Origin of the sequence: Streptomyces sp. Mut1 (assembly GCF_030719295.1) — a bacterium.
In the GTDB taxonomy this organism is placed as follows: Bacteria; Actinomycetota; Actinomycetes; order Streptomycetales; family Streptomycetaceae; genus Streptomyces; species Streptomyces castrisilvae.
In genome coordinates this window covers 226132-245616 of the sequence record NZ_CP120998.1, presented here as the reverse complement: position 1 = coordinate 245616, position 19485 = coordinate 226132, and the positions used below count along the sequence as shown (strand labels likewise).

General features: G+C 70.9%; 20 protein-coding genes and 1 pseudogene. 5 read left to right on the top strand and 16 right to left on the bottom strand.

Annotated features, from left to right (window positions below):
• The first annotated feature begins 57 nt into the window (after positions 1-57).
• Complete coding sequence (locus P8A18_RS33790; protein ID WP_306061576.1) at positions 58-1281, top strand: helix-turn-helix domain-containing protein; 1224 nt, start codon at positions 58-60, stop codon at positions 1279-1281.
• Here P8A18_RS33790 and P8A18_RS33785 read toward each other — a convergent pair.
• Positions 1262-1924, bottom strand: coding sequence for an HAD family hydrolase (locus P8A18_RS33785; RefSeq protein ID WP_306061574.1), 663 nt, complete (start codon positions 1922-1924; stop codon positions 1262-1264). The genes P8A18_RS33790 and P8A18_RS33785 overlap by 20 nt on opposite strands.
• A 554-nt stretch (positions 1925-2478) precedes the next feature.
• Between P8A18_RS33785 and P8A18_RS33780 the strand changes: the two genes are divergently transcribed.
• Both P8A18_RS33780 and P8A18_RS33775 read left to right on the top strand, forming a co-directional pair.
• Positions 2479-3117, top strand: coding sequence for a hypothetical protein (locus P8A18_RS33780; RefSeq protein WP_306061572.1), 639 nt, complete (start codon positions 2479-2481; stop codon positions 3115-3117).
• Entirely contained in the window at positions 3114-3854 is a 741-nt protein-coding gene (locus P8A18_RS33775) for a coenzyme F420-0:L-glutamate ligase (protein ID WP_306061570.1), read from the top strand. Before P8A18_RS33780 ends, P8A18_RS33775 begins: the two co-directional genes overlap by 4 nt.
• A 134-nt stretch (positions 3855-3988) precedes the next feature.
• Here P8A18_RS33775 and P8A18_RS33770 read toward each other — a convergent pair whose 3' ends face one another.
• From P8A18_RS33770 to P8A18_RS33755, 4 genes and pseudogenes are all read right to left on the bottom strand, one after another.
• On the bottom strand, positions 3989-4390 hold the full coding sequence (locus P8A18_RS33770) for a DNA-binding protein (RefSeq protein WP_306061568.1): 402 nt from the start codon (positions 4388-4390) through the stop codon (positions 3989-3991).
• Positions 4387-4635, bottom strand: coding sequence for a type II toxin-antitoxin system CcdA family antitoxin (locus P8A18_RS33765; protein ID WP_306061566.1), 249 nt, complete (start codon positions 4633-4635; stop codon positions 4387-4389). The genes P8A18_RS33770 and P8A18_RS33765 overlap by 4 nt, the downstream gene beginning before the upstream one ends.
• Positions 4636-4686: 51 nt before the next feature.
• Positions 4687-5394 (bottom strand): B3/B4 domain-containing protein, encoded by a 708-nt coding sequence (locus P8A18_RS33760; protein WP_306061564.1) that lies wholly within the window; start codon positions 5392-5394, stop codon positions 4687-4689.
• 29 nt (positions 5395-5423) lie between these two features.
• Positions 5424-5543 (bottom strand): annotated as a pseudogene (locus tag P8A18_RS33755) (EamA family transporter); the annotation flags it as partial.
• 121 nt (positions 5544-5664) lie between these two features.
• Between P8A18_RS33755 and P8A18_RS33750 the strand changes: the two are divergent.
• Positions 5665-6240: a helix-turn-helix domain-containing protein gene (locus tag P8A18_RS33750; protein WP_306061562.1), complete on the top strand. Its 576-nt coding sequence runs from the start codon at positions 5665-5667 to the stop codon at positions 6238-6240.
• Positions 6241-6404: 164 nt separating this feature from the next.
• Here the strand turns inward: P8A18_RS33750 and P8A18_RS33745 are convergent, their stop codons facing one another.
• A complete protein-coding gene (locus P8A18_RS33745; protein ID WP_306061560.1) occupies positions 6405-7829 on the bottom strand; it encodes an ATP-binding protein in 1425 nt (474 codons plus the stop codon).
• Positions 7830-8013: 184 nt separating this feature from the next.
• Between P8A18_RS33745 and P8A18_RS33740 the strand changes: the two genes are divergently transcribed.
• Entirely contained in the window at positions 8014-8562 is a 549-nt protein-coding gene (locus tag P8A18_RS33740) for a YciI family protein (RefSeq protein ID WP_306061716.1), read from the top strand.
• Positions 8563-8575: 13 nt separating this feature from the next.
• Here the strand turns inward: P8A18_RS33740 and P8A18_RS33735 are convergent, their stop codons facing one another.
• The 10 genes from P8A18_RS33735 to P8A18_RS33690 all read right to left on the bottom strand — a co-directional run bounded on the left by P8A18_RS33735 (position 8576) and on the right by P8A18_RS33690 (position 19178).
• A complete protein-coding gene (locus P8A18_RS33735; protein WP_306061558.1) occupies positions 8576-9820 on the bottom strand; it encodes a cytochrome P450 in 1245 nt (414 codons plus the stop codon).
• On the bottom strand, positions 9817-11049 hold the full coding sequence (locus tag P8A18_RS33730) for a macrolide family glycosyltransferase (RefSeq protein WP_306061556.1): 1233 nt from the start codon (positions 11047-11049) through the stop codon (positions 9817-9819). The genes P8A18_RS33735 and P8A18_RS33730 overlap by 4 nt, the downstream gene beginning before the upstream one ends.
• Positions 11046-12263 carry a macrolide family glycosyltransferase gene (locus tag P8A18_RS33725; protein ID WP_306061554.1) on the bottom strand — a complete coding sequence of 406 codons (1218 nt, stop codon included), beginning with the start codon at positions 12261-12263 and terminating at the stop codon, positions 11046-11048. Before P8A18_RS33725 ends, P8A18_RS33730 begins: the two co-directional genes overlap by 4 nt.
• Positions 12260-13198: a glucose-1-phosphate thymidylyltransferase RfbA gene (gene rfbA / locus P8A18_RS33720; RefSeq protein WP_306061552.1), complete on the bottom strand. Its 939-nt coding sequence runs from the start codon at positions 13196-13198 to the stop codon at positions 12260-12262. Before rfbA ends, P8A18_RS33725 begins: the two co-directional genes overlap by 4 nt.
• Positions 13195-14508 carry a macrolide family glycosyltransferase gene (locus tag P8A18_RS33715; RefSeq protein WP_306061550.1) on the bottom strand — a complete coding sequence of 438 codons (1314 nt, stop codon included), beginning with the start codon at positions 14506-14508 and terminating at the stop codon, positions 13195-13197. The genes rfbA and P8A18_RS33715 overlap by 4 nt, the downstream gene beginning before the upstream one ends.
• Positions 14505-15584: a DegT/DnrJ/EryC1/StrS family aminotransferase gene (locus P8A18_RS33710; RefSeq protein WP_306061714.1), complete on the bottom strand. Its 1080-nt coding sequence runs from the start codon at positions 15582-15584 to the stop codon at positions 14505-14507. Before P8A18_RS33710 ends, P8A18_RS33715 begins: the two co-directional genes overlap by 4 nt.
• A gap of 29 nt (positions 15585-15613) precedes the next feature.
• Positions 15614-16057 carry a sugar 3,4-ketoisomerase gene (locus P8A18_RS33705; RefSeq protein WP_306061548.1) on the bottom strand — a complete coding sequence of 148 codons (444 nt, stop codon included), beginning with the start codon at positions 16055-16057 and terminating at the stop codon, positions 15614-15616.
• A gap of 62 nt (positions 16058-16119) precedes the next feature.
• Positions 16120-17334, bottom strand: a complete 1215-nt coding sequence (locus tag P8A18_RS33700) for an aminotransferase class I/II-fold pyridoxal phosphate-dependent enzyme (protein WP_306061546.1) — start codon at positions 17332-17334, stop codon at positions 16120-16122.
• A 33-nt stretch (positions 17335-17367) separates the two neighbouring features.
• Positions 17368-18174 (bottom strand): ABC transporter permease, encoded by an 807-nt coding sequence (locus tag P8A18_RS33695; protein WP_018554531.1) that lies wholly within the window; start codon positions 18172-18174, stop codon positions 17368-17370.
• On the bottom strand, positions 18171-19178 hold the full coding sequence (locus P8A18_RS33690) for an ATP-binding cassette domain-containing protein (RefSeq protein WP_306061543.1): 1008 nt from the start codon (positions 19176-19178) through the stop codon (positions 18171-18173). Before P8A18_RS33690 ends, P8A18_RS33695 begins: the two co-directional genes overlap by 4 nt.
• Positions 19179-19485 lie beyond the last annotated feature (307 nt).

The following is a 19485-nucleotide window of genomic DNA, read 5'->3' as shown; positions in this document are numbered from 1 at the left end:
TGGCTAGCCAGAGGGCCTGGTGTGAGACTGGCGCCATTGCCATGAGGGAGGACCACCGTGCCACCGAAGCCCAGCAACGTCCGTCTGAAGTCCGCTCGCCTCGCTGCCGGTTACCACTCGCAGCAAGCCCTCGCCGCAGCGCTTGGTGTCGGTGTTCGGCAGGTACGCCGGTGGGAGTCGGAGAATCCGCCATGGCCACACCCCGAACTCGGCGAAGCCCTCACACGGACCCTTGGCCAGGACCTCGATGCGCTGGGGTTCAGTCCTCCGGACGGGCGCGACCGCCGAGATGCAGGGCATCGTGGTCTGACAGGCGGCACGGTCGGCCTTGCCACCGTTCCTGCGCAAGCGACCGCCACCATGCAACCCGCGTCCGTCGCCCCCGACTTCGAGGCCGTGACCCGGTCGCATCGACGCCTGTACTGGTCCGTCGCCCCGGCAACCCTTCGCCCAGCCGCGATCGCGCATGCCGCCCTCGGATGTGCCCTTCTCCCGGAGACAGCTGGGCAAACGCGGCGTGCGGTGGCTGCCGCACTCGCGGAGACCTGGCTGCTGGCAGGCCGGATCGAGTTCTTCGACCTGTGCGAACCGGACCACGCGGGCAACACGCTTCTCCGCGCCCTCCAGGCAGCGGGCGAGGCCGACGATCCGCTGCTCGGTTCCGCTGTCCTTGCCCACATGGCTTTCATCCCCGCCTGGGCTGGCCGCCGGGATGATGCAGCAGAGCGAATGGTTGCCGCCCGGACCTACGCCCGCCGCGGCGCGCCGTCGGCGGAACTGCTGGCATGGCTGGACGCGGTCGAGGCCGAGTGCGAAACCCGGTGTGGGAACATTAGGACGGCTCTCCACCTGATTGGCCACGCCGAGGACGTGCTCGATGCAGGCACCGAACACCCATCGCCTGACTGGCTGGACTGGTTCAGCCCGGTGCGCCTGGGCGCCTTCAAGGGGAACACCCAATTGAAGGCCGGGCACCTGCCGCAGGCCCGGACAACTCTCCTCAGGGTTCTCGAAGAGTTGCCGGCCGCCGAGGGCAAGCAGCGCAGCGTGGTCTACGGGGACCTGGCAGCGGTCGAGGCGGCGGCGGGGAACCCCGATGGTGCCTGCGAGCACGCCCGCCGCGCCCTCGATCAGCTAGAGGCAACCTGGTACGCGACGGGCATGGACCGGGTGCGGGAGGTGCGGCGCGCGCTGGCCCCTCATCAGCACGAGCAATGCGTGCGTGACCTCGATGACCGGTTGTACGGGTGGTCGACGACGGTCAGCGCCCTCGCGCGTTGAACTCCGCGATCTTCGGCGAGAGTTCGAGGAGGGTTTCCAAACGGAAGGTGGGAAGGCTGAGGGCTTCGTCGGTGTTCCACTGGATCGTCGCCCATGGGCCACGGCGCACCAGCGCGGTGAGCATCCCAGCAGCTGCTCCGGGGCGCAGGTCGTTGTCCACGCGATCTCCGACGTAGAGGATTTCCCCGGGGTCGGCGGGCACTACCTCGGCCACGCGACGGAAGAAGGCCGGGTCGGGCTTGCTCGCGCCCCAGTCGTCGGAGGTCCCAATCAGGTCGACGTCCTCGGAGAACAGCTGGCGAAGGATGGCGCCGGCGCGGACAGTCTGGTTGCCCGCAATGCCGAGCCATAGGCCGTCGGCCCGCATGGCGTGCAGGGCGTCTCGGACATCTGGGTACAGGTCTTCTTCCCCGAAGTGCTCCGGCTTGCCGGCCTCAGCGCGGCGCTCCCGTTCGGCGTACAGGTCGAAGCCGGGCTGGAACTCCTGGAAGACATCTCGGTAGTCGCGGCCTTGGGCGATGACGGCCCCGAACATGGCGGCGAAGGTGTGCCGCGGGATGCCGAGCCAGTCGGCCCAGGTTCCGTACTCGCGGGTCTCGTCCACCAGGCACTCACCGACGTCGAATACGACTGCGCGAATCATGCGCCGAATCCTACGCAAGCCGGTTGTCAGCCCCGCGCCGCAGCCGTTCTTCATGCTCGGCCCCTCTGCCTGCCGCTACCGTGCGGCGGGGCGCTGGTTGGCGGCCGCAGCACGCACCTCGTCCCGCCCTGTACAGGGCAATGAGCCGACCACTCCGGGGATGCTCACTGGCGTCGGCGCGCATGACACGCCTCCGGGACACGAGTCCACATTGCTCTGGAAACCCGGGCCCGAGCGGGTGCCGGACGAGCCCGCCCAAGGAGCCGCTGCCGCTTTGGTGCCTTGTTCGGTGACAGGTTCCACTTTGATTTGGGACAGGGTCGAGTTCAAGCACGGCATGTCGGTACGGGAATGGCTGACTTCCACCGTGGTGTTCGCCCCGATCACCAGGTCGGCTCCCATGTCGTGAATGACCCTGGGCGTCACTCCGGACCCGGCCATCTACCGTGCCCTCCTGGACCAGGTTCAGCAGGGTGCTGCCCTCGCCGTCGCGGACTACCCCCGGCACTGGGACGAGGCCAATCTGACGCATCATCTGGCCCGGCCCTTGGTAGTTGGCCATCACCGGCCTCTACGTTCCGCAGCCGCTCGCCGGCGACCTCGCCGTGTCCCGCCGGGCACTCACCGCCGCCCGGCAGGCCGTGGCCGAGCTGCCGGACGAACTCGCGCAGCGCGTCGCCGGGTACGGCATTGACGCGTTCCTGCTGCTGACCGCCGCCACGACCGGCCCCGTCAACTCCGTGCATCTCACGGACCCCAAGCAGCACGCCGGCTCTTTCAGCCATCTCCCGGCGATCTTCCACCAGGCCGTTCCGGTCCTGCTGCACCTCACCGCAGCGTGGTCCCAGCCCGCACAGGTCCGCGCCCGTGCGGTCGTCTACCGGTCGACCGAGCGGCACCTGCCGCCCGGCCGTGTGCGGGACATGGTCGCATCGCTCAAGAACCTCACGCCTGGCCCTGGCGGATACGATGGCAGGCCCTGGCCGCTGCACCTCGCCGATGCCTGGCGGGCCGCCACCTCCGGTATGCCGGCCTCAGCTGCGGCCGCGCGGCTATGGCCGCACTACCTGCACCGCGTCTGTGACTGGCTCACCAGCGCGCAGCACGCCACCCCCCGGCAGCGAGCCCGGATGCTCTCCGCCGCCCACGACCGCCTACGCACCGATCTTTCCCCAGCAGCAGGAGCACCATGACCGCCATCCCGCCCACCACTTCCGGGTTCTCCGCGTTCGGCTTGGAGCCCTTCCCCTCAGTCCAGCCCGGCGATGATCTCCCGAGCGCGATCACCGACGCCCTCTCCCGGACCGGCACCGAACTGCTGGACGGTGACGTGGTGGTGGTCGCCAGCAAGGTCGTCTCGATCGCAGAGAAGCGCTACGTCGCCCTGGCCGACGTCACGCCCTTTGCCGAAGCCATGGCTCTGTCAGCCCGTACGGGCAAGCCGGCCACCGTGGTCCAGCTCATCCTGGACCACTCCACCGATTACTTCCTGGCCACCGAGCGCGGTCCGATCATCGCCTGGCATACCCTCGGCCACCAACTCACCTCCGCCGGGATCGACCGCGCCGGCACCGAAGGGGCGTGGTTGCTTCCCGAGGACCCCGACGCTTCCGCCCGCGCCCTGCGCGACGCACTGATCGCCCATTCCGGCGCGAACGTCGCGGTCGTCATCGCGGACTCCGACGGCCGCGCCGACCGTCGCGGCGCCACCTGCATCTCCATCGGCGCCGCCGGAGTCGCGCCGTTGCGACTCAGCGAGGACGGCGGGAAGCAACAGGAGGAGACCTTCACCGACATGATCGCCGCAGCAGCCGGGATCATCCTCGGCCAGCGCGGCCGCGGAGTCCCCGTCGTCATCCTGCGGGGCATCGGCTACGCCCCCTCGGACGTAGGAGTAGCGTCAATGCTGCACCGCACCCCCACCCGGTAACGCTGGGGTCGACAGCACCTGTACGAACGGCCCCGTCCGGCCACGTTCCGAGCCGGTGCGGGACGAGCCCGCCCAGTGAGCCGGCTCTCCTGGGCTGACGAGACCGCCCCGGTCGGCCGTCCCCCCCCAGTTGGTCAGAGGGGGATGATGCGGACCTGGCTGCCGCAGAGCTTGGTCATGTCGTCGCTGTCGGACGTCAGGAGTGCGACGGGTTTCGGCTGGCGCAGGGCGACCTCGGCGACCGTGGCGTCGATGGCGTACTTGTGCCCGTGCAGTCCGGCGTCCTTGAGCAACTCCGCTGCCGCTTTGGCGCCTTGCTCGGTGACCGGTTCCACCTTGATCCGGGACAGGGCCCAGTTCAGTCGAGGCATGTTGGTGCGGGAATGGCTGACTTCCACGATGGTGTTCGCCCCGATCACCAGATCGGCTCCCATGTCGTGGAAGACCTGAAGTATCGCGAGGAGCTTGCGGTCCTGCGCGATCCAGGCGGAGAGCCCCTCGGAGTCCAGGACGACGGTCTCGATGCGCTCGCTCACGCGGCGTTCGCGCTCTTGGAGGGGTCGGTGGTGCCGAAGATCCTTGTGCGGGCTTCGGTCAGCTCCTCGTCGCTGAATGATCCGTGCTCTTCCTCGTGGCGGCGGAGGTCATCACCGAGAAGCTGATGCCGGATCTGGCGGGCCACGGCTTCCGCCACATAGCCGGAGACGTTGTCCGTGAGCTTGCGGAGCTCCGCCACCTGGTCGCTGGGGAGCGTGACGGTGATGCGAGTCGTTGAGGACATACGGCAAGCATACTGCGGTATGCGTCAGGATGGCGCTCCAGCGGTGTGGTGTCAGAGGGTGGCCTGCGGGTGTGCGGGGCTGAGGTGGTGGACGGTGCTCCGGGCGGAGTGGTCGGTGAGCAGGTCCCGCAGTTCGCCGACGGCGGTGGTGAGGAGGTGGCCGTCGCGGGTGGCGTGGAGGGTTTCGAGGACGAAGGCGACGTGCGTGGAGTCTTCGGTGACGCGGGTGCGGTGGGCGTCGCGGTGGTTCCAGTGGCGGGTGAGGACGTCGGTGGTGTCCGTGTAGATGATCTCGCCGGTCCTGGGGTTCTCGATCGTGTCGGGTTCGCCGAGCGGGGTGAAGGTCTCGGTGCCCTCGGCGTAGCGGATCTCGACGTCGCCGGTGACGTGGTCGAGGTCGAAGGCGCCGGCGGGCAGGCCGTGGCGGACGGAAACGGTGTTGTAGGAGTCGACGGCCGGGTTGATCCGGGGCAGTGCGCCCTTCTTGGCGAGGCGGCGGCCGAGGGCATCGACGCTGGGGCGGATGCGGCGGGGGTTGGTACCGAAGGAGCGGTAGGCGGTGTGCCATGCCTCGACGCGCGGGTCGCTCTCGTCGGCGGGGGTCCAGGTGCCGGCGGCGAGCTGGGCCTCCAGGTCTTCCTGGGCGGTGGTGGTGGCGGGCCAGGGCTCGTGGCCGCGCAGGCCGGTGGCGGTGACGATGGCGATGAGGGTGTGGGGGAAGGCGTCGGCGACGGCGGGGCTGAGGCGGAAGGTGGTCATCGTGCGGGGGTATCCGTTCGAGGGGAGTGGGCCGGGGCGGCGACCGTCACGGTCCGCAGGGCATGGGCCTTGCGGGCACCGGGGCCACCGAGGAGGTCGGCGCATCCGTAGGCCAGGGAACCGCCCAGGGCAAGCAGCGGAGCGATCAGGGATGGTTCATCCCTTAGTATCAACAGAACGACTACACCGTACAGCGCACCGACCGGAAGTAGTCAACCGAACGACCGACGGGTGCAGTGCACTGATCCATCTCCTACGAGGGTGAGAGCGATGACGGAGACCGAGGCGGCGTTGCGGACGCTCGCGCACAACGTTCGCGCGGCCCGTACCCGCGCCGGGCTTTCCCTGGACGAACTCGGCCGCCGGGCCAAGGTCAGCAAGGGCGCCCTGGTCGCCCTGGAGAAGGCTCAGGGCAACCCGAACTTCGCCACCCTGGTCCGCCTCGCCGACACCCTCGGCGCCTCCGTCTCCGCGTTGATGGAAGGGCGCCCCGAACAGCGCGTGCGGGTGGTGAGCGCCGACACCGTCACGCCCCTGTGGAAGGGCGAGCGCGGCAGCGAGGCCCGGCTGATGCTGACCACCGGCGGACCCGCGGCCACCGAAGTCTGGCGCTGGACACTGCAACCCGGAGAGGAATACCCCAGCCACCCTCATCAGGCCGGCGTGACCGAGACCGTCAACGTCACCACGGGCGAGATGACCCTCGTCGTCGACGGCACCGAGTACACCGTCACCGCCGGGCAGACCGCCGCCTTCGACGCCGACGCCACCCACACCTACCGCGGCTCGGGCACCGAGACCTGCCATCTGATCATGACCGTCCACCTGCCCCCGGGCCCGGCGTAGCGTCCCGAGGGCCCCGGGCGGCCGGACAGCATTTTCGGACCGTGGCTACGTCTTGGACACGTCTCGTCGTCTGCTGCCTCCCGGATCCAAGTGTCGTGTGGGTACCTGCGGTGACCACTCCGTACCGCTCCGGCCGACGTGCAGTAGCGCGGCCTGCCACGGACTCAGCTCCAGGCGCCGTGGAGGTCCTCGGGGGTGAGAGAGGAGATGTCGGCGGTGCAGCCGTTGCGGGTGACGGCGAGCAGGGGGGTGGTGTCGTCGGCGCCGGGAAGCTGGGAGCGGTGGGTGATGAGGCGGGCGAGGTCGCGGTTGTCGAAAGGCTTGTTCTCCAGCCACTTGATCGAACCCACGAGGGTGATCTTCTTGGCGATGGGGGCGCGGTCGGCGCCGACGAGGTCGATCTCCGGGTCGTTGGTGCGGGTCCAGTAGCCGCCGATCACATTCGTGCTCGCGGGTAGTTGCCCGTCGTCGGAGCCGAGTCGCCACAGAGCTTCGCGGATGACGGGCTCGATGGCCCTGCCCCGCCAGGACGTCCAGCCGGCACGGATGGTGTCGAGGACGCGGTCGCCCCGGCCGCGTTCGATCGCGGGGATGCCCGGACCGATGAAGGAGAGCCAGAAGCGCAGGTAGGGGTCATCGATGCGATAGCGGGTCTCCCGGCTGGGTTTGGTGGAGAGGGGAAGCTCCGCGGTGACCATGCGACGCGAGGTGAGAAGCTCCAGTGAGCGGGATAGCGAGCTGGGGTTGAGGCCGCCGGCAGCTCTGCCGATCAGGGTGAAAGTGCGCTCGCCGTGGCCGATGGCGCCCAGGACGGTGCGGGCTTGCGCCTCGACGGGGAACTCGGCCGCCAGGGACCGTTCGCCGCTGACCAGGAGGGCGGAGGTCGGACTGCGCAGAGCCTGTTCGAGGTACTCCCACAACCCGGCGCCCTGCGGCCACTCCTCCAGGATGAGCGGGAGCCCGCCGGACACCAGATAGGCGTCGAAGGCGTCGGCGGGCGGCAGATCGAGCATCGAGGCGACCTCGGCGGGATTCAGCGGCGGCACGACCATTTCGGTGCCCCGCTGGTAGAAGGGCCGCCCGTAGGTGTTGAGCTGTTCCATCATTGCGATGTCGGAGCCGATGAGGACGAGCAGAACGGGCAGTTTCGACAGCGTCCGGTCGAATGCCTTCTGCAGCGCGCCCTCGAAGCTCGGGTCTTCGCGTACGAGGTAGGGCATCTCGTCAAGGACCACCACACTGGGGGAGTCGGTGGGCAGCGCGGAGGCGAGCATGGTCAGCGCGGCGTCCCAGGTCAGCGGGGCGGCGAAGTCCCTGAACCGCGCCACGTCGGGAAGTCGGGAAGAGGCCACCTCGGCGGCGAAACCCGCCAGATCCTCCTCACGGGAGCCGCCGACGGCAGTGAAGAACACATGCGGCAGGCCCGTCTGCTCCAGGAACTCCTCCACCAAGCGGGACTTGCCCACCCGGCGGCGCCCGCGGATGAGGACGGCCCGCCCCGGGCGCCCGCTGCGCCCGCCCGTCTTCACTGGCCGCAACAGGTCGTCCAGAAGTCTGAGCTCGGTGCGGCGTCCGATGAATCCGTTCATGGCGGTCCACCTCCATGATCTAGGCGTTCATTCATGTTACTTCCATTCATGATACTCTCATGAATGGAAGTAACATGCCTCACATAGAGTGACGCCAGTGTTTGGGGTGGTCCGATGGGGGAGTCCGGTGGCGATCGGTGATGGGACTTGAGCCCCGGGGCGGTGTGAGGAAGGGTCTGTGACCATGGAGTACTTCTGTTACCACCGAGACCGGCCGGGCTCCCTCGCGTTGCGCGAGGAGCTGGTGGAGGAGCACTGGTCCTACATGGACCGGTACGTGGAGGAACTGAGCGCTCGCGGCCCGACCTTCACCCACGATGGTGAGACGCTCACCGGAAGCGTCCACATCGTCGATCTGCCGGACGCCGCCGCTGCCCGCGCGTTCGCCTTCGACGAACCCAACTACCAGGCCGGAGCGTACCGGGACGTGCTGCTGCGCCGATGGCGCAACCTGCTGGGGCGCACCATGTGGGACTTTCCCGGTGACCGGAGCAGTGGCAGCCAGTACCTGGTCCTCGGCCTCGGCGAGGGCCCGGCGGCCGACCTCGACCTGCCGCCCGGCCGGGACGAACTGATCGCGTACGGGCCACTGCTGGCCGACGACGGTGACACCTGGCTCGGCACGGCGGCGCTGGTCCGGGCCCCGGACCCGGACGCGGCACGCGGCATCCTGACCCAGGACCGGTACGCGAACATCGAGGTCCACGCCTGGGAGTTCGGCGGGCGCCGCTGAACCAGGCCGCGGCTCACGCCCCCGTATCCACCAGCAGCTCGTGCACCCCGTAGTGGAGCATGTCCGAGCGGAGCGGGACCTCCTCGGCGCGGGTGGCCAGGTGTAGGGCCGGGAAGCGGTCGAAGAGCATGGGCAGGGCTGTGCGGAGGGTGGCGCGGGCGAGGTTCTGGCCTATGCACTGGTGCTCGCCGTGGCCGAAGGCCACGTGGCCCTGGGCTTCGGCCGTGATGTCCAGGCGGTCCGGGGCGTCGAAGTGTCCGGGGTCGCGGTTGGCGGCGGAGAGGGCGAGGACGACCGTGTCGCCCGCCTTGATGCGGGTGCCGTTCAGCTCGACGTCCTCCAGGGCGGCTCGGCTCGCCCCCAGGTGGGAGATCGTGAGGTAGCGCAGGAGCTGTTCCACCGCGTTGTCGGCCAGCTCGGGGCGGGCGCGCAGGAGGGCGAGCTGGTCGGGGTGGGCCAGGAGGGCGAACGTGCCGAGGGCCAGCATGTTGGCCGTGGTGTCGAAGCCGCCGCCGAGCAGGGCCCAGGCGATGTTGACGACCTCCTCGTCGGTGAGCCCGTCGTCGGCGGCGAGCTCGCCGAGCAGGTCCGTGCCGGGGTCGGCGCGCTTGGCCGCGACCAGGTCCTGGAGGGCTTCGGCGATGACCGTGCAGGCTTCGATCAGCTCCTCGACCGTGTAGTGCGTCCGGGACAGCACCGCCAGGTGGCCGGCCAGCGGTTCGCGCAGTGGTTCGGGCACGCCGAGCATCTCGCACATCACCCGGACCGTGAGCGGTTCCGCGAAGGTGCTCACCAGGTCGACCGGCCCGTCGGCGCCGGCCAGCGCGTCGAGGTACTCCTCCGTGAGGCGGGTGATCATCGGGGTCAGCGCGGCCACGCCCCGCATGGTGAACCGGCGGGTCAGCAGCCGCCGGTAGCGGGAGTGGTCGGGCTGGTCCATCTTGATGAACGCGCCGGGGGCGGCGGGCGGCGGGTCGTAGTCGGTCATCGGGAAGGGCGGCGGGATCGGCAGGGCGATCAGCTCGTTGCGGTGGCTGAAGCGGCGGTCGCTCAGGACGGCGCGCACATCGGCGAGCCCGGTGACCAGCCAGCCGGCGCCGTCGCCCGGACCCACGGTCAGTGCGAGCGGGGCGACCGGGCAGGTCTCGCGCAGCTCCGCGTACTCGGGGGGCGGGTCGAAGGGGCAGGTCCGCGCCGAGGGCAGGGTGACCGGCGGGTGCGCCACGGGCGCGGGGCCGGCGTCCGGGAGCTGGGTCATGTCGTCTCCAGGGACAGTGCGTGCAGTCGCTGTTCGATCGCGTCGGCGGCCCGCCTCGCGCCGCCCGCCGACCGGACGTGGTGCCGCATCCGCCGTACGCGCTCCCGCAGGGGGGCGTCGTCCGCGACGTCCAGTACGGCGTTGCGCAGGGCCTGTACGGAGGCGTCCTCGCGCCGCACCGCTCGGGCCAGGCCCAGTTCGGTCAGCCGCCGCGCGTTGACGTGCTGTTCGGGGTGGTGGGGTACGACGACCATGGGCACGCCGGCCCGCAGCCCCTCCTGGACGCTGCCCATGCCCGCCTGGCACAGCAGGACCGAGGTGTGCGGCAGGACCTCGGCCAGCGGGACCCAGGGGTGCGCCTCCACATGGGGCGGCAGCGGGCCCAGCTCCTCGGGGGAGACGCGTTTGCCGAGCGCGAGCACCAGGTGCCAGGGCTGGTCGGCGAAGGCCTCGACGCAGTCGCGGAAGAAGCCGGGGTGGTTGTTCACGGTGGTGCCGAGCGAGACGAGCAGCACCGGCCGCCCGTCCGCGGGCGGCTGCCAGGCCGTGCCGTCGTCCGCGGGGGCCGGCGGCTGTGTCGTCGGGCCGACGAACACATGGTGCCCGTCGAAGGTGTCGCCCGCGAACTGGAACTCCTTCGGCACGAACGCGACCGTGAACTCCTCGTGCCCGTTGAACAGTTCGGCCTGCTGGTCCTCGCGCAGGCCGCTGCCGGTCACGATGTCCTTGAGCCGGTCAGCGAAGGCGACGATCGCCGGGTGCGCCGGATCGATCCGCCCGGCGAACTCCTGGTGCTGCTCGGAGAGGTTGAAGTGCTCGTTCGAGATGAACGTCGGCGAGAGCTGCACGCTGGGCCGCCCCCAGCGGGCGGCCAGCAGCCGTCCGGTCAGCCACAGCGTGGTGTCGTAGGCGACGACGTCCGGCGGGCCGTCCGCGAAGCAGGCCTCGATCGACGGGAGCACGGCCGTGCTCCCGTCCAGCAGCTTCAGCGGGGCCCGCGCGCACTCGTCGGCGTCGATGACGTCCGGCGGCGGGTCGGAGGACAGCGGCGGGTCGTACAGGCGGGCCTCCGCTCCCGTGGCGCGGACCCGGTCCTGGAACTCCTCGGTGGTGAAGCAGGTCACCCGGTGGCCGCGGGCCACGAGTTCGGCGACCACCGGGAGCGCCGGGACCATGTGCCCGTACGCCGGGTAGGGCAGGAAGGCGAAGTGACGGGACGGCTCGGTCATGACGCGGCCGCCCGGGACTCGATCGTGTCGGCGGCCAGCTCCGGGCCCCGGCGGGCCGCGATGCTCGCGGACAGCTCCCGTACCCGCTCCCGGGCCGCCCGGTCCTCGGAGAGGTCCAGTACGGCGGCGCGCAGCGCCCGCGCGTCGAGTGCGTCCGGGGCGATGGACCGGCCCAGGCCCAGCTCCGCCACCCGCGCGGCCACCAGGTCCTGTTCGCCGGTACGGGGCACCACGACCGGCGGTACGCCGAAGGCGAGGGCCTCCATGGTGCTGCCCATGCCGGCGTGCGAGACGAAGGCCGACGCGTGTTCCAGGACGGAGAGCTGCGGCACCCAGGGGGCGGCCTCGACGTTCGGCGGGAGCGGACCGAGGTCGTCCGGTGTGACCAGGCCGCCGAGCGACATGACGACGTGCCAGGGCAGGTCGGCGAGCGCGGCGAGCGCGTCGCGGTAGAAGGCCGCCTGGTTCTCGTACCCGAAGCTGCCCAGCGCGACGAGCACCACCGGGCGCCCGTCGCCGGGCCGCTGCCAGGTGCCTTGCAGGGCGCGGTCACCGATGCAGGGGCCGACGAAGACGTGCCGCTCGTCGAACGTCTCGGTGCCCGGCTGGAACTCGGGCGCCACGAAGACGATGGTCCGCTCCTCGGCGGCGCCGGTGAACTCCTCGTTCGACAGGTCGCCCAGGCCGTGCGCGTCCAGCGTGGTGCGCAGCAGTTCCTGGGTGCGGGCCAGGGCCGGGTGGCCGGGGTCGGGCGCGGACATGGTCGCGGCGAGTCCGGCGTACGGGTTGCACTGCTCGCTGACGACGAACGTGGTCGCGGTCATCACGGAGGGCAGCTGCCACTTGCGGGCCAGCAGCCGGCCGGTGGCGTAGCCGAACCCGTCGTAGACCATCAGGTCCGGGCGGTCGTCGCCGAGCCGCTTCTCCGCCTCGGCGAGCGGGGCGAACGCCTCGGTGAGGTGCTTCTCCGCGGCCTCGGCCATGTCGTTGCCGGTGATCTTCGCCGGGATGGCGACGGTGTTCCACGACTTCGGTACGACCGACTCGTACGGGATCACCTCGGCGCCGGTCGCGGCGACCACGCCGGCGAACTGGTCGGCGACCACGTACGTCACCCGGTTGCCGCGGCGCACCAGTTCGGCGACGACCGGCAGCGTGGGGTTCACATGGCCGTGGGCCGCGTAGTTGAAGAAGGCGATGTGCCGGCCGCTCACCGAAGGCCCACCATTTCCCGCAGCTTCTCCGAGGACGTGTCCACCGGACTCGTGAGCCGCGTCTCCATGTGCTTCCTGGCGGTGTCCATGACGTACTCGCCGTAGCCGGACTTGGTGAGGCGCGAGCCGCGCCGGTAGCAGGCCTCGGCGTTGATGAAGCCGCGCCGCAGGGCGATCTCCTCGATGCAGGCGATGCGCACGCCCTGGCGGCGCTCCAGCACCTGGACGTACTGGCCCGCGTCCATGAGCGAGTCGTGGGTCCCGGTGTCCAGCCAGGCGAAGCCCCGGCCGAGATCGACCACGTTCGCCTTGCCGTCCCGCTGGTAGTGGCGGATGACGTCGGTGATCTCCAGTTCGCCGCGCGCCGACGGCACCAGGTTCTTGGCGATGTCCACGACGTGGTTGTCGAAGAAGTACAGGCCGGTGATGGCCCGGTCGGTGCGCGGGCGCACCGGTTTCTCCTCGATGCTGATCAGCCGGCCCCGCGCGTCGACCTCGCCCACGCCGTAGCGCTCGGGGTCGGAGACGTGGTAGCCGAACAGGACGCAGCCGTCCAGGTCGCGGCGGCTGTCGCGGAGGCAGTCGGACATGCCGGGCCCGTAGAAGATGTTGTCGCCGAGGATCAGCGCGACCGAGTCGTCGCCGATGAAGTCCGCGCCGATGACGAACGCCTCGGGCAGGCCGTTCGGCTCGTGCTGTACGGCGTAGCTGAGCCTGAGGCCCAGCTCGGAGCCGTCACCGAGCAGCCGCTGGAAGAGCGGCTGGTCCTCGGCCGTCGAGATGATGAGGATGTCCCGGACGTCCGCGAGCATGAGCACGGACAGCGGGTAGTAGATCATCGGCTTGTCGTAGACGGGGAGCAGTTGCTTGGAGACGGCGAGGGTGACGGGGTGCAGGCGCGTTCCGGCGCCCCCGGCGAGGATGATGCCCTTCATGGGTGAGTCACTTCCTTAGGTGGCGCGTGAGGGGTGCGTGGACGTTCGGGACGGCGCATCAGGCGTTCGACCGCGTCGGCTCCGCGCGAGGCGCCGCCCGCCTCGTGCACGTGCCGGCGCATGGCGGCCACGGCGGCGGCGATCCGGGGGCCGGTGGCGACCTCCTCGACCGCCGCGCGCAGCGCTGCCGGGTCGGCCGACTCCCGCATGAGGACGCGCCCCAGGTCGAGGCCGGCGGCCTGGCGGGCGATGACCCGCTGGTCGATGTGGTACGGCACGAGGACCATCGGGACCCCGTGGGCGAGCGACTCCATGACGCTGCCCATGCCGCCGTGCGTGATGAACGCGGCGGCGTGCCTGAGGACTTCGGGGTGGCGCAGCCACTGGTGGGTCTCCACATGGGCCGGCAGCGGGCCCAGCTCATCGGCGGTGACGCGGTGGCCGAGGGTCACCACCAGGTGCCACGGCGAGCCGGCCAGTGCCTCGACGCAGAAGCGCAGGAAGGCGGCCTGGTCGGGGGTGTAGGAGCTGCCCAGGGAGAGCAGCACGACCTTGCGGCCCTCGGGCGGCCGCCAGCCGCCGGGGTCCTGGGCGGTGTCGTCGGACGGGCCGGCGAGACAGGGCCCGATGAACGAGAACCGGTCGTCGAAGGTCTCCGCGGCCGGCTGGAACTCCTTCGGCAGGAAGACGATGTTGTCGCCGTGCTCCGCGCCGAAGCCGTCGAGCGGGGAGCCGTCGATGCGGTGGGCGTCGAGCAGCCGCCCCCTGCGCTCCACGAACGCGCCGATCGAGGGGTCGGCCGGGTCGATCGGCTCCGGTGGCGGCCCCGTCACCTCCTGGTTCTGCCGCTCGGACATCGAGAAGCCGGGGCCGGACGCGATGGTCGGGCACAGCTGGAGCACCGGGATGTCCCAGGCGCGGGCCAGCAGCCTGGCCCCTTCGGAGGCGGCGAGGTCATGGGCGATGACGTCGGGCCGGTCGCCGTCGAAGCGGGTCACCGCCGTCTCCAGCGGGGCGAGCGCCTCCTCGAAGAAGGCGAGGATGTTCTCCAGCGCCGAGCCGGTCGGCCCGTTCGCCCAGGGGAAGCGCGACGGGTAGACGACGGCCTCGGCGCCGCTGCCCCGGACCAGGTCGGCGAAGCGCTCCGTGACGAAGCAGGTGACCCGGTGTCCGCGGTCCACCAGCTCGGTCATCAGGGGCACGGCCGGCGCGATGTGCGCGTACGCGGGGAAGGTGCAGACGCCGATGTGTCCGCGCGGGCCGGGTGGCTGCCGGTGCGCGGGGCCGTCCTGGGCCGGCAGCGCGTTCACAGGAGCGCGCTCCGCACGGCGTCCACGACCAGGTCGATCGCGTGGTCGGGCAGCTGGGGGCCGATGGGCAGGCTCAGCACCTCATCGGCCAGCCGTTCGGTCCTCGGCAGGCCGGCGGCGGGTTCGAGGCCCTGTCCGGCATAGGCGGGCGTGTGGTGGACGGCCACCGGATAGTGGATCAGCGTCCCCACGCCCGCCTCCTCCAGCCGCTCGCGCAGGAACTCCCGGCGCGGGGTGCGCAGCACGTACTGGTGCCAGACCGGCTCGGCCCACGGCGCCTCCTCGGGGGTGGTGAGCCCGTCCAGGTCCGCGAGCGCCTCCGTGTAGCGGCGGGCGATCGTGCGGCGCCGCTCGTTCCAGGCGTCCAGGTGGGGGAGTTTCGTGGCGAGCACCGCGGCCTGGATCTCGTCGAGCCGGGAGTTGGCGCCCTTCTCCTGGTGCACGTACTTCTCGCGGGAGCCGTAGTTGCGCAGCAGCCGGATCCGGTCGGCCAGCTCGGGGTCATCGGTGACGACGGCGCCGCCGTCGCCCAGGGCGCCCAGGTTCTTGCCGGGGTAGAAGCTGAAGGCCGCGACGTGCCGGCTGCCGATGCGGCGGCCTTGGTGGCGGGCGCCGTGCGCCTGGGCCGCGTCCTCCAGCACGGCGAGGCCGTGCCGTTCGGCGAAGCGCTCCACCGCGTCCAGGTCGACCGGATGCCCGTACAGGTGCACCGGCATCACGGCGCGGGTGCGCGGGGTGCGGGCCGCCTCCAGCAGGTCCGTGTCGATCTGGAACGACCCCTCGCCCGGTTCCACGGGGACCGGGCGCGCCCCGGTGGACGAGACGGCGAGCCAGGTCCCGATGAAGGTGTGGGCGGGCACGATCACCTCGTCGCCCGGACCGATCCCGAGCGCCCTGAGCGCGAGTTCGAGGGCGGCCAGACCGCTGCCGGTCGCGACGCAGTGGGTGTTCTCGCAGTACGCGGCGTAGGCCGCCTCGAAGGCTTCCAGCTCGCGGCCCAGGATGTAGCGGCCGGAGCGCGACACCCGCAGCACGGCCGCGTCGATCTCCTCCTGGGTGCCGGTGGCCGCGTGCATGTCCCGCAGGTCGAAGAAGGGAACCTTGGTCACGCCTGCCTCCGGCTGTCTCGCAGGAACTCCTCGTACTCGCGGTAGTAGTCCGCCTCGTCGTAGTGGTGCGACGCCAGGACGAGGCAGACCCCGCCCGGGGTGAAGTCACTGAGGTCCCGCCACACCATCGGCCCGACGTACAGGGCGGTCCCGGGGGTGTCCAGGCGGTACGAGGACTGCTGGTGGCCGTCGTCGACGCGGATGGTGAAGCCGCCGTGGGCGGCGATGAAGAGCTGCTCCAGCTCGCGGTGCGCGTGCCCGCCCCGGGACGTACCGCCCGTCAGGTCGTGGAGGTAGTAGACACGCCGGATCGGGAATCCGGCCGTCCACTCCGACTCGGCGACCGAGATGCAGCCGCGTTCGTCCTTGTGCTGTTCGAGATCGATGAGCCGGCTGGGCTTGACCCTGCCGACGGGCGTCTCGGTGGTGCTCGCTGCCATGGCAGCCACTCCTCGTTCCTGTCCGGCGTGCGCTGGGCACGGCTGTGCCGGGTCCGGGTCCGCTACTGCGCGGTGGTTTCGGTACGCCGTCGAGCGGTCACCTCGGGCCCGTGTGCGACGGCGGCCCGTACGACATCGCTGATGATCCCGATGTCGTCGGCGCTGACCCCCGGGCCGGTGGGCAGTGCGAGCAGCTGCTCGCACAGCGCCTCGGCGTGGGGGAGCGGCACGGTCGACTCGTCGGCGTACGGCTGAAGTTGGTGCATGGCTTCCGGGAAGTAGGGCTGGGCGACGATGTTCTCCGCGCGCAGCACGTCGAGCAGCACGTCCCGGTGCAGGCCGGCGGCCTCCTCGTCCACGGTGACCATCATGTAGTGGTGGGTGTTGCGGTGCCGCGCGTCGTACTCCAGCGGCAGCACCCCCGGGACCGCGGCGAGCGCGGCCCGGTAGGTCTCGTAGTTGGCGCGGTTGTGCGCGACGGTGGACTCCAGCGCGTCGAGCGAGGTGAGGCCCATCGCGGCGGCGGCCTCGTTCAGCTTGCCGTTGGTGCCCACCTCCTCGACCCTGCCGCCCGCCCCGAAGCCGAAGTTGCGTACGGCCCGCATGCGGGCGGCCAGCGCGTCGTCGTCGGTGACGATCGCACCGCCCTCGAAGGAGTTGACGATCTTCGTGGCGTGGAAACTGAACACCTCCGCGTCTCCGAAGCCCCCGATCGGGGTGTCCTCGTGGGTGCAGCCCAGTGCGGGGGCCGCGTCGAAGTACAGCCGCAGCCCGTTCGTGTCGGCGATCTTCTCCAGCCGCCGTACGTCGCAGGCCTGTCCCCACAGATGGACGCCGATGATCGCCCGGGTCCGGGGCGTGATCAGTGCCTCGACCCGGTCCGGGTCGATCAGACCGGTCACCGGGTCGACGTCGCAGACCACCGGCCGCAGACCACGCCACCGCACGGCGTGTGCGGTGGCCGGGAAGGTCAGCGCCGGGACGATGACCTCGTCCCCGGGCTCGCCGCCGGTCGCCCGGTCCCCGACCAGCATCTGCAGGGCCACGGTCGCGTTGCACAGCGAGACGCAGTACCGCACGCCCGCGAGCTTCGCGACCCGCGCCTCGAACTCGTGCATGAGCGGGCCCATGTTGGACAGCCACTCGTTGTCCAGGACCTGGTTCATCCGGTCGAGGAAGAGCCGGCGGTCGCCCTGGTTGGGCCGGCCCACTCGCCGGTCCTCCAGGAAGGCGGGTCCGCCGCCGAAAAGTGCCAGATCCTGTGTGCTGTGCTTCATCCGAATGTCCCCCTCCGGGAGCGCGGGACCATGTCAGACCCGTCTTCGGTACGCCTGGATGGCCAGGGGGGCGAAGACGGCCGTCAACACCACGGTCCACGCCAGCGTCCACCAGACCGAGTTGCCCACCGGCCCGCCGGAGGTCAGCGCGCGCAGCGCCGTCGCCTCCTGCGAGATCGGATTGATGTCCGCCCAGGTCCGCAGCCAGCCGGGCATGGTGTCCGTCTTGACGAACACGTTGCTGCAGAAGGTGAGCGGGATCGCCAGCATGCCGGTGAGCATGTGCACCGTGGTGGCGGACTTGGCGGCGAGGCCGACCAGCATCGAGACCCACGCCATCCCCGTGGCGAACAGCGCGATCAGCAGCAGCCCGCCCAGCGTGGACCCGAACCCCGTGCGCATCTCGAAGCCCTGCGCCGCGCCGACGACGAGCAGCATGAGCAGCCCGGCCATGACCCGTACCAGGGTGCCGATCAGATGGCCGATCAGGGGCGCGATCCGGGCGATGGGCAGGCTGCGCAGCCGGTCGAACAGACCGTTGCTGATGTCCTGGTGCAGTCCGGTGCCGGTGGCGAGCACGGAGGTGACCGACGACTGCACGATCAGCCCCGGCAGGGCGTACTGGAGATACGTCGCGGTGTCCCCGGCGATCGCCCCGCCGAACACGTACACCAGGAGCGCGATCACCATCAGCGGCTGCACGACGGCGAAGCCGATGATCTCGCCCGGGTTCGACTTGAGGTGCAGCAGATTGCGCCCGCCCAGGGTCAGGCAGTGCCGGACCGTCGTCACCGGGCCGAGCCGGTGCTTCACGGGGAGGAGCGGGGCGAGCGCGGTCATGAGCCGACCCCTTCCGCCCGGCCCGCGAGCACCGGCTCGCCGGCCGGCCGGTCCGCCAGGACGTCGTGGTCGTCCTTGCCCCGGCTCCCGGTCAGCGACAGGAACACCTCGTCCAGGCTGGGCCGGCGCAGCGCCAGCTCGACGACCTCGATGCCCGACTCGTCCAGGCGGCGCAGGACCGCGCTCGGCAGGGCCGTGTCATTGACCTGGGTGCGCAGTTGGGTGCCGTCCGTGACGGGCCGGTTCCCGCTGAGTTCCTCGATGATCCGCCGGGTGGTCTCGACGTCGCCGCCCGGGGCGAGCTGGATCTCCAGCGTCTGCCGTTCCGTCTTCGCCTTCAGCTCCGCGGGGGTGCCGGTGGCGACGGCCACGCCTCCGTCGATCACCACGATGTCGTCGGCGAGCCGGTCGGCCTCGTCGAGGTACTGCGTGGTCAGCAGGACCGTCGAGCCGTTGGTGACGAGCTTGCGCACGATGTCCCACAGCTCGTAGCGGCTCTCCGGGTCCAGTCCCGTGGTCGGCTCGTCCAGGTACAGCACCGAGGGCTCACCGACCAGGCTGACCGCGAGGTCGAGCCGGCGGCGCATACCGCCGGAGTACGTCTGCGCCTTGCGGTCACCGGCATGGGTCAGCCCGAACCGCTCCAGCAGCTCCGAGGTCCGGCGCCTGGCCGCGGCGCGCTTGAAGCCCAGGAGCCGCGCCACCAGGGAGATGTTCTGCGCCCCGGTGAGGTGTTCGTCGATGGCCGCGTACTGACCGGTGAGGCCGATGATCCGGCGGACCTCGTGGGGGTTGCGCGCGACGTCGTACCCGCAGACCCGGGCGATGCCCCCGTCCGGCGGCATCAGCGAGGCCAGGATGCGCACCGCCGTCGTCTTCCCCGCCCCGTTCGGGCCGAGGACGCCGAGCACGGTGCCCCGGCGCGCCGTGAGGTCGAGGCCGCTGAGCGCGTTGACCTTGCCGAACCGTTTGACGAGGCCCTCGGTTTCGATGGCGTACGTCATCGGCCGGCCGCGCTTCTCGGCGGCGCCGTGTGCTTCATGGGTTCTCCAGACTTCGGGAAGGACGGGGCAGCCGGTCGGCGGTCGGCTGCGAGGCTCGGGCCGGCCTTCCGGTGGCCCGGCGTATCCATGCGTACGGCCGGCATCTGGGGAGGACGGGAACCCATGTCCCGTCGGCCGTCGGTCTCTAGGGAAGTCGGCGGATCGCGCTCGCGGCAGCTCATCGGCGGGGATCTGAGTGAACACCTAGACCGGTCCGGCCCCCCTGGGTCAGTTCCCGCCGCCGTGTTCACCTGGTACGCGACGCCAT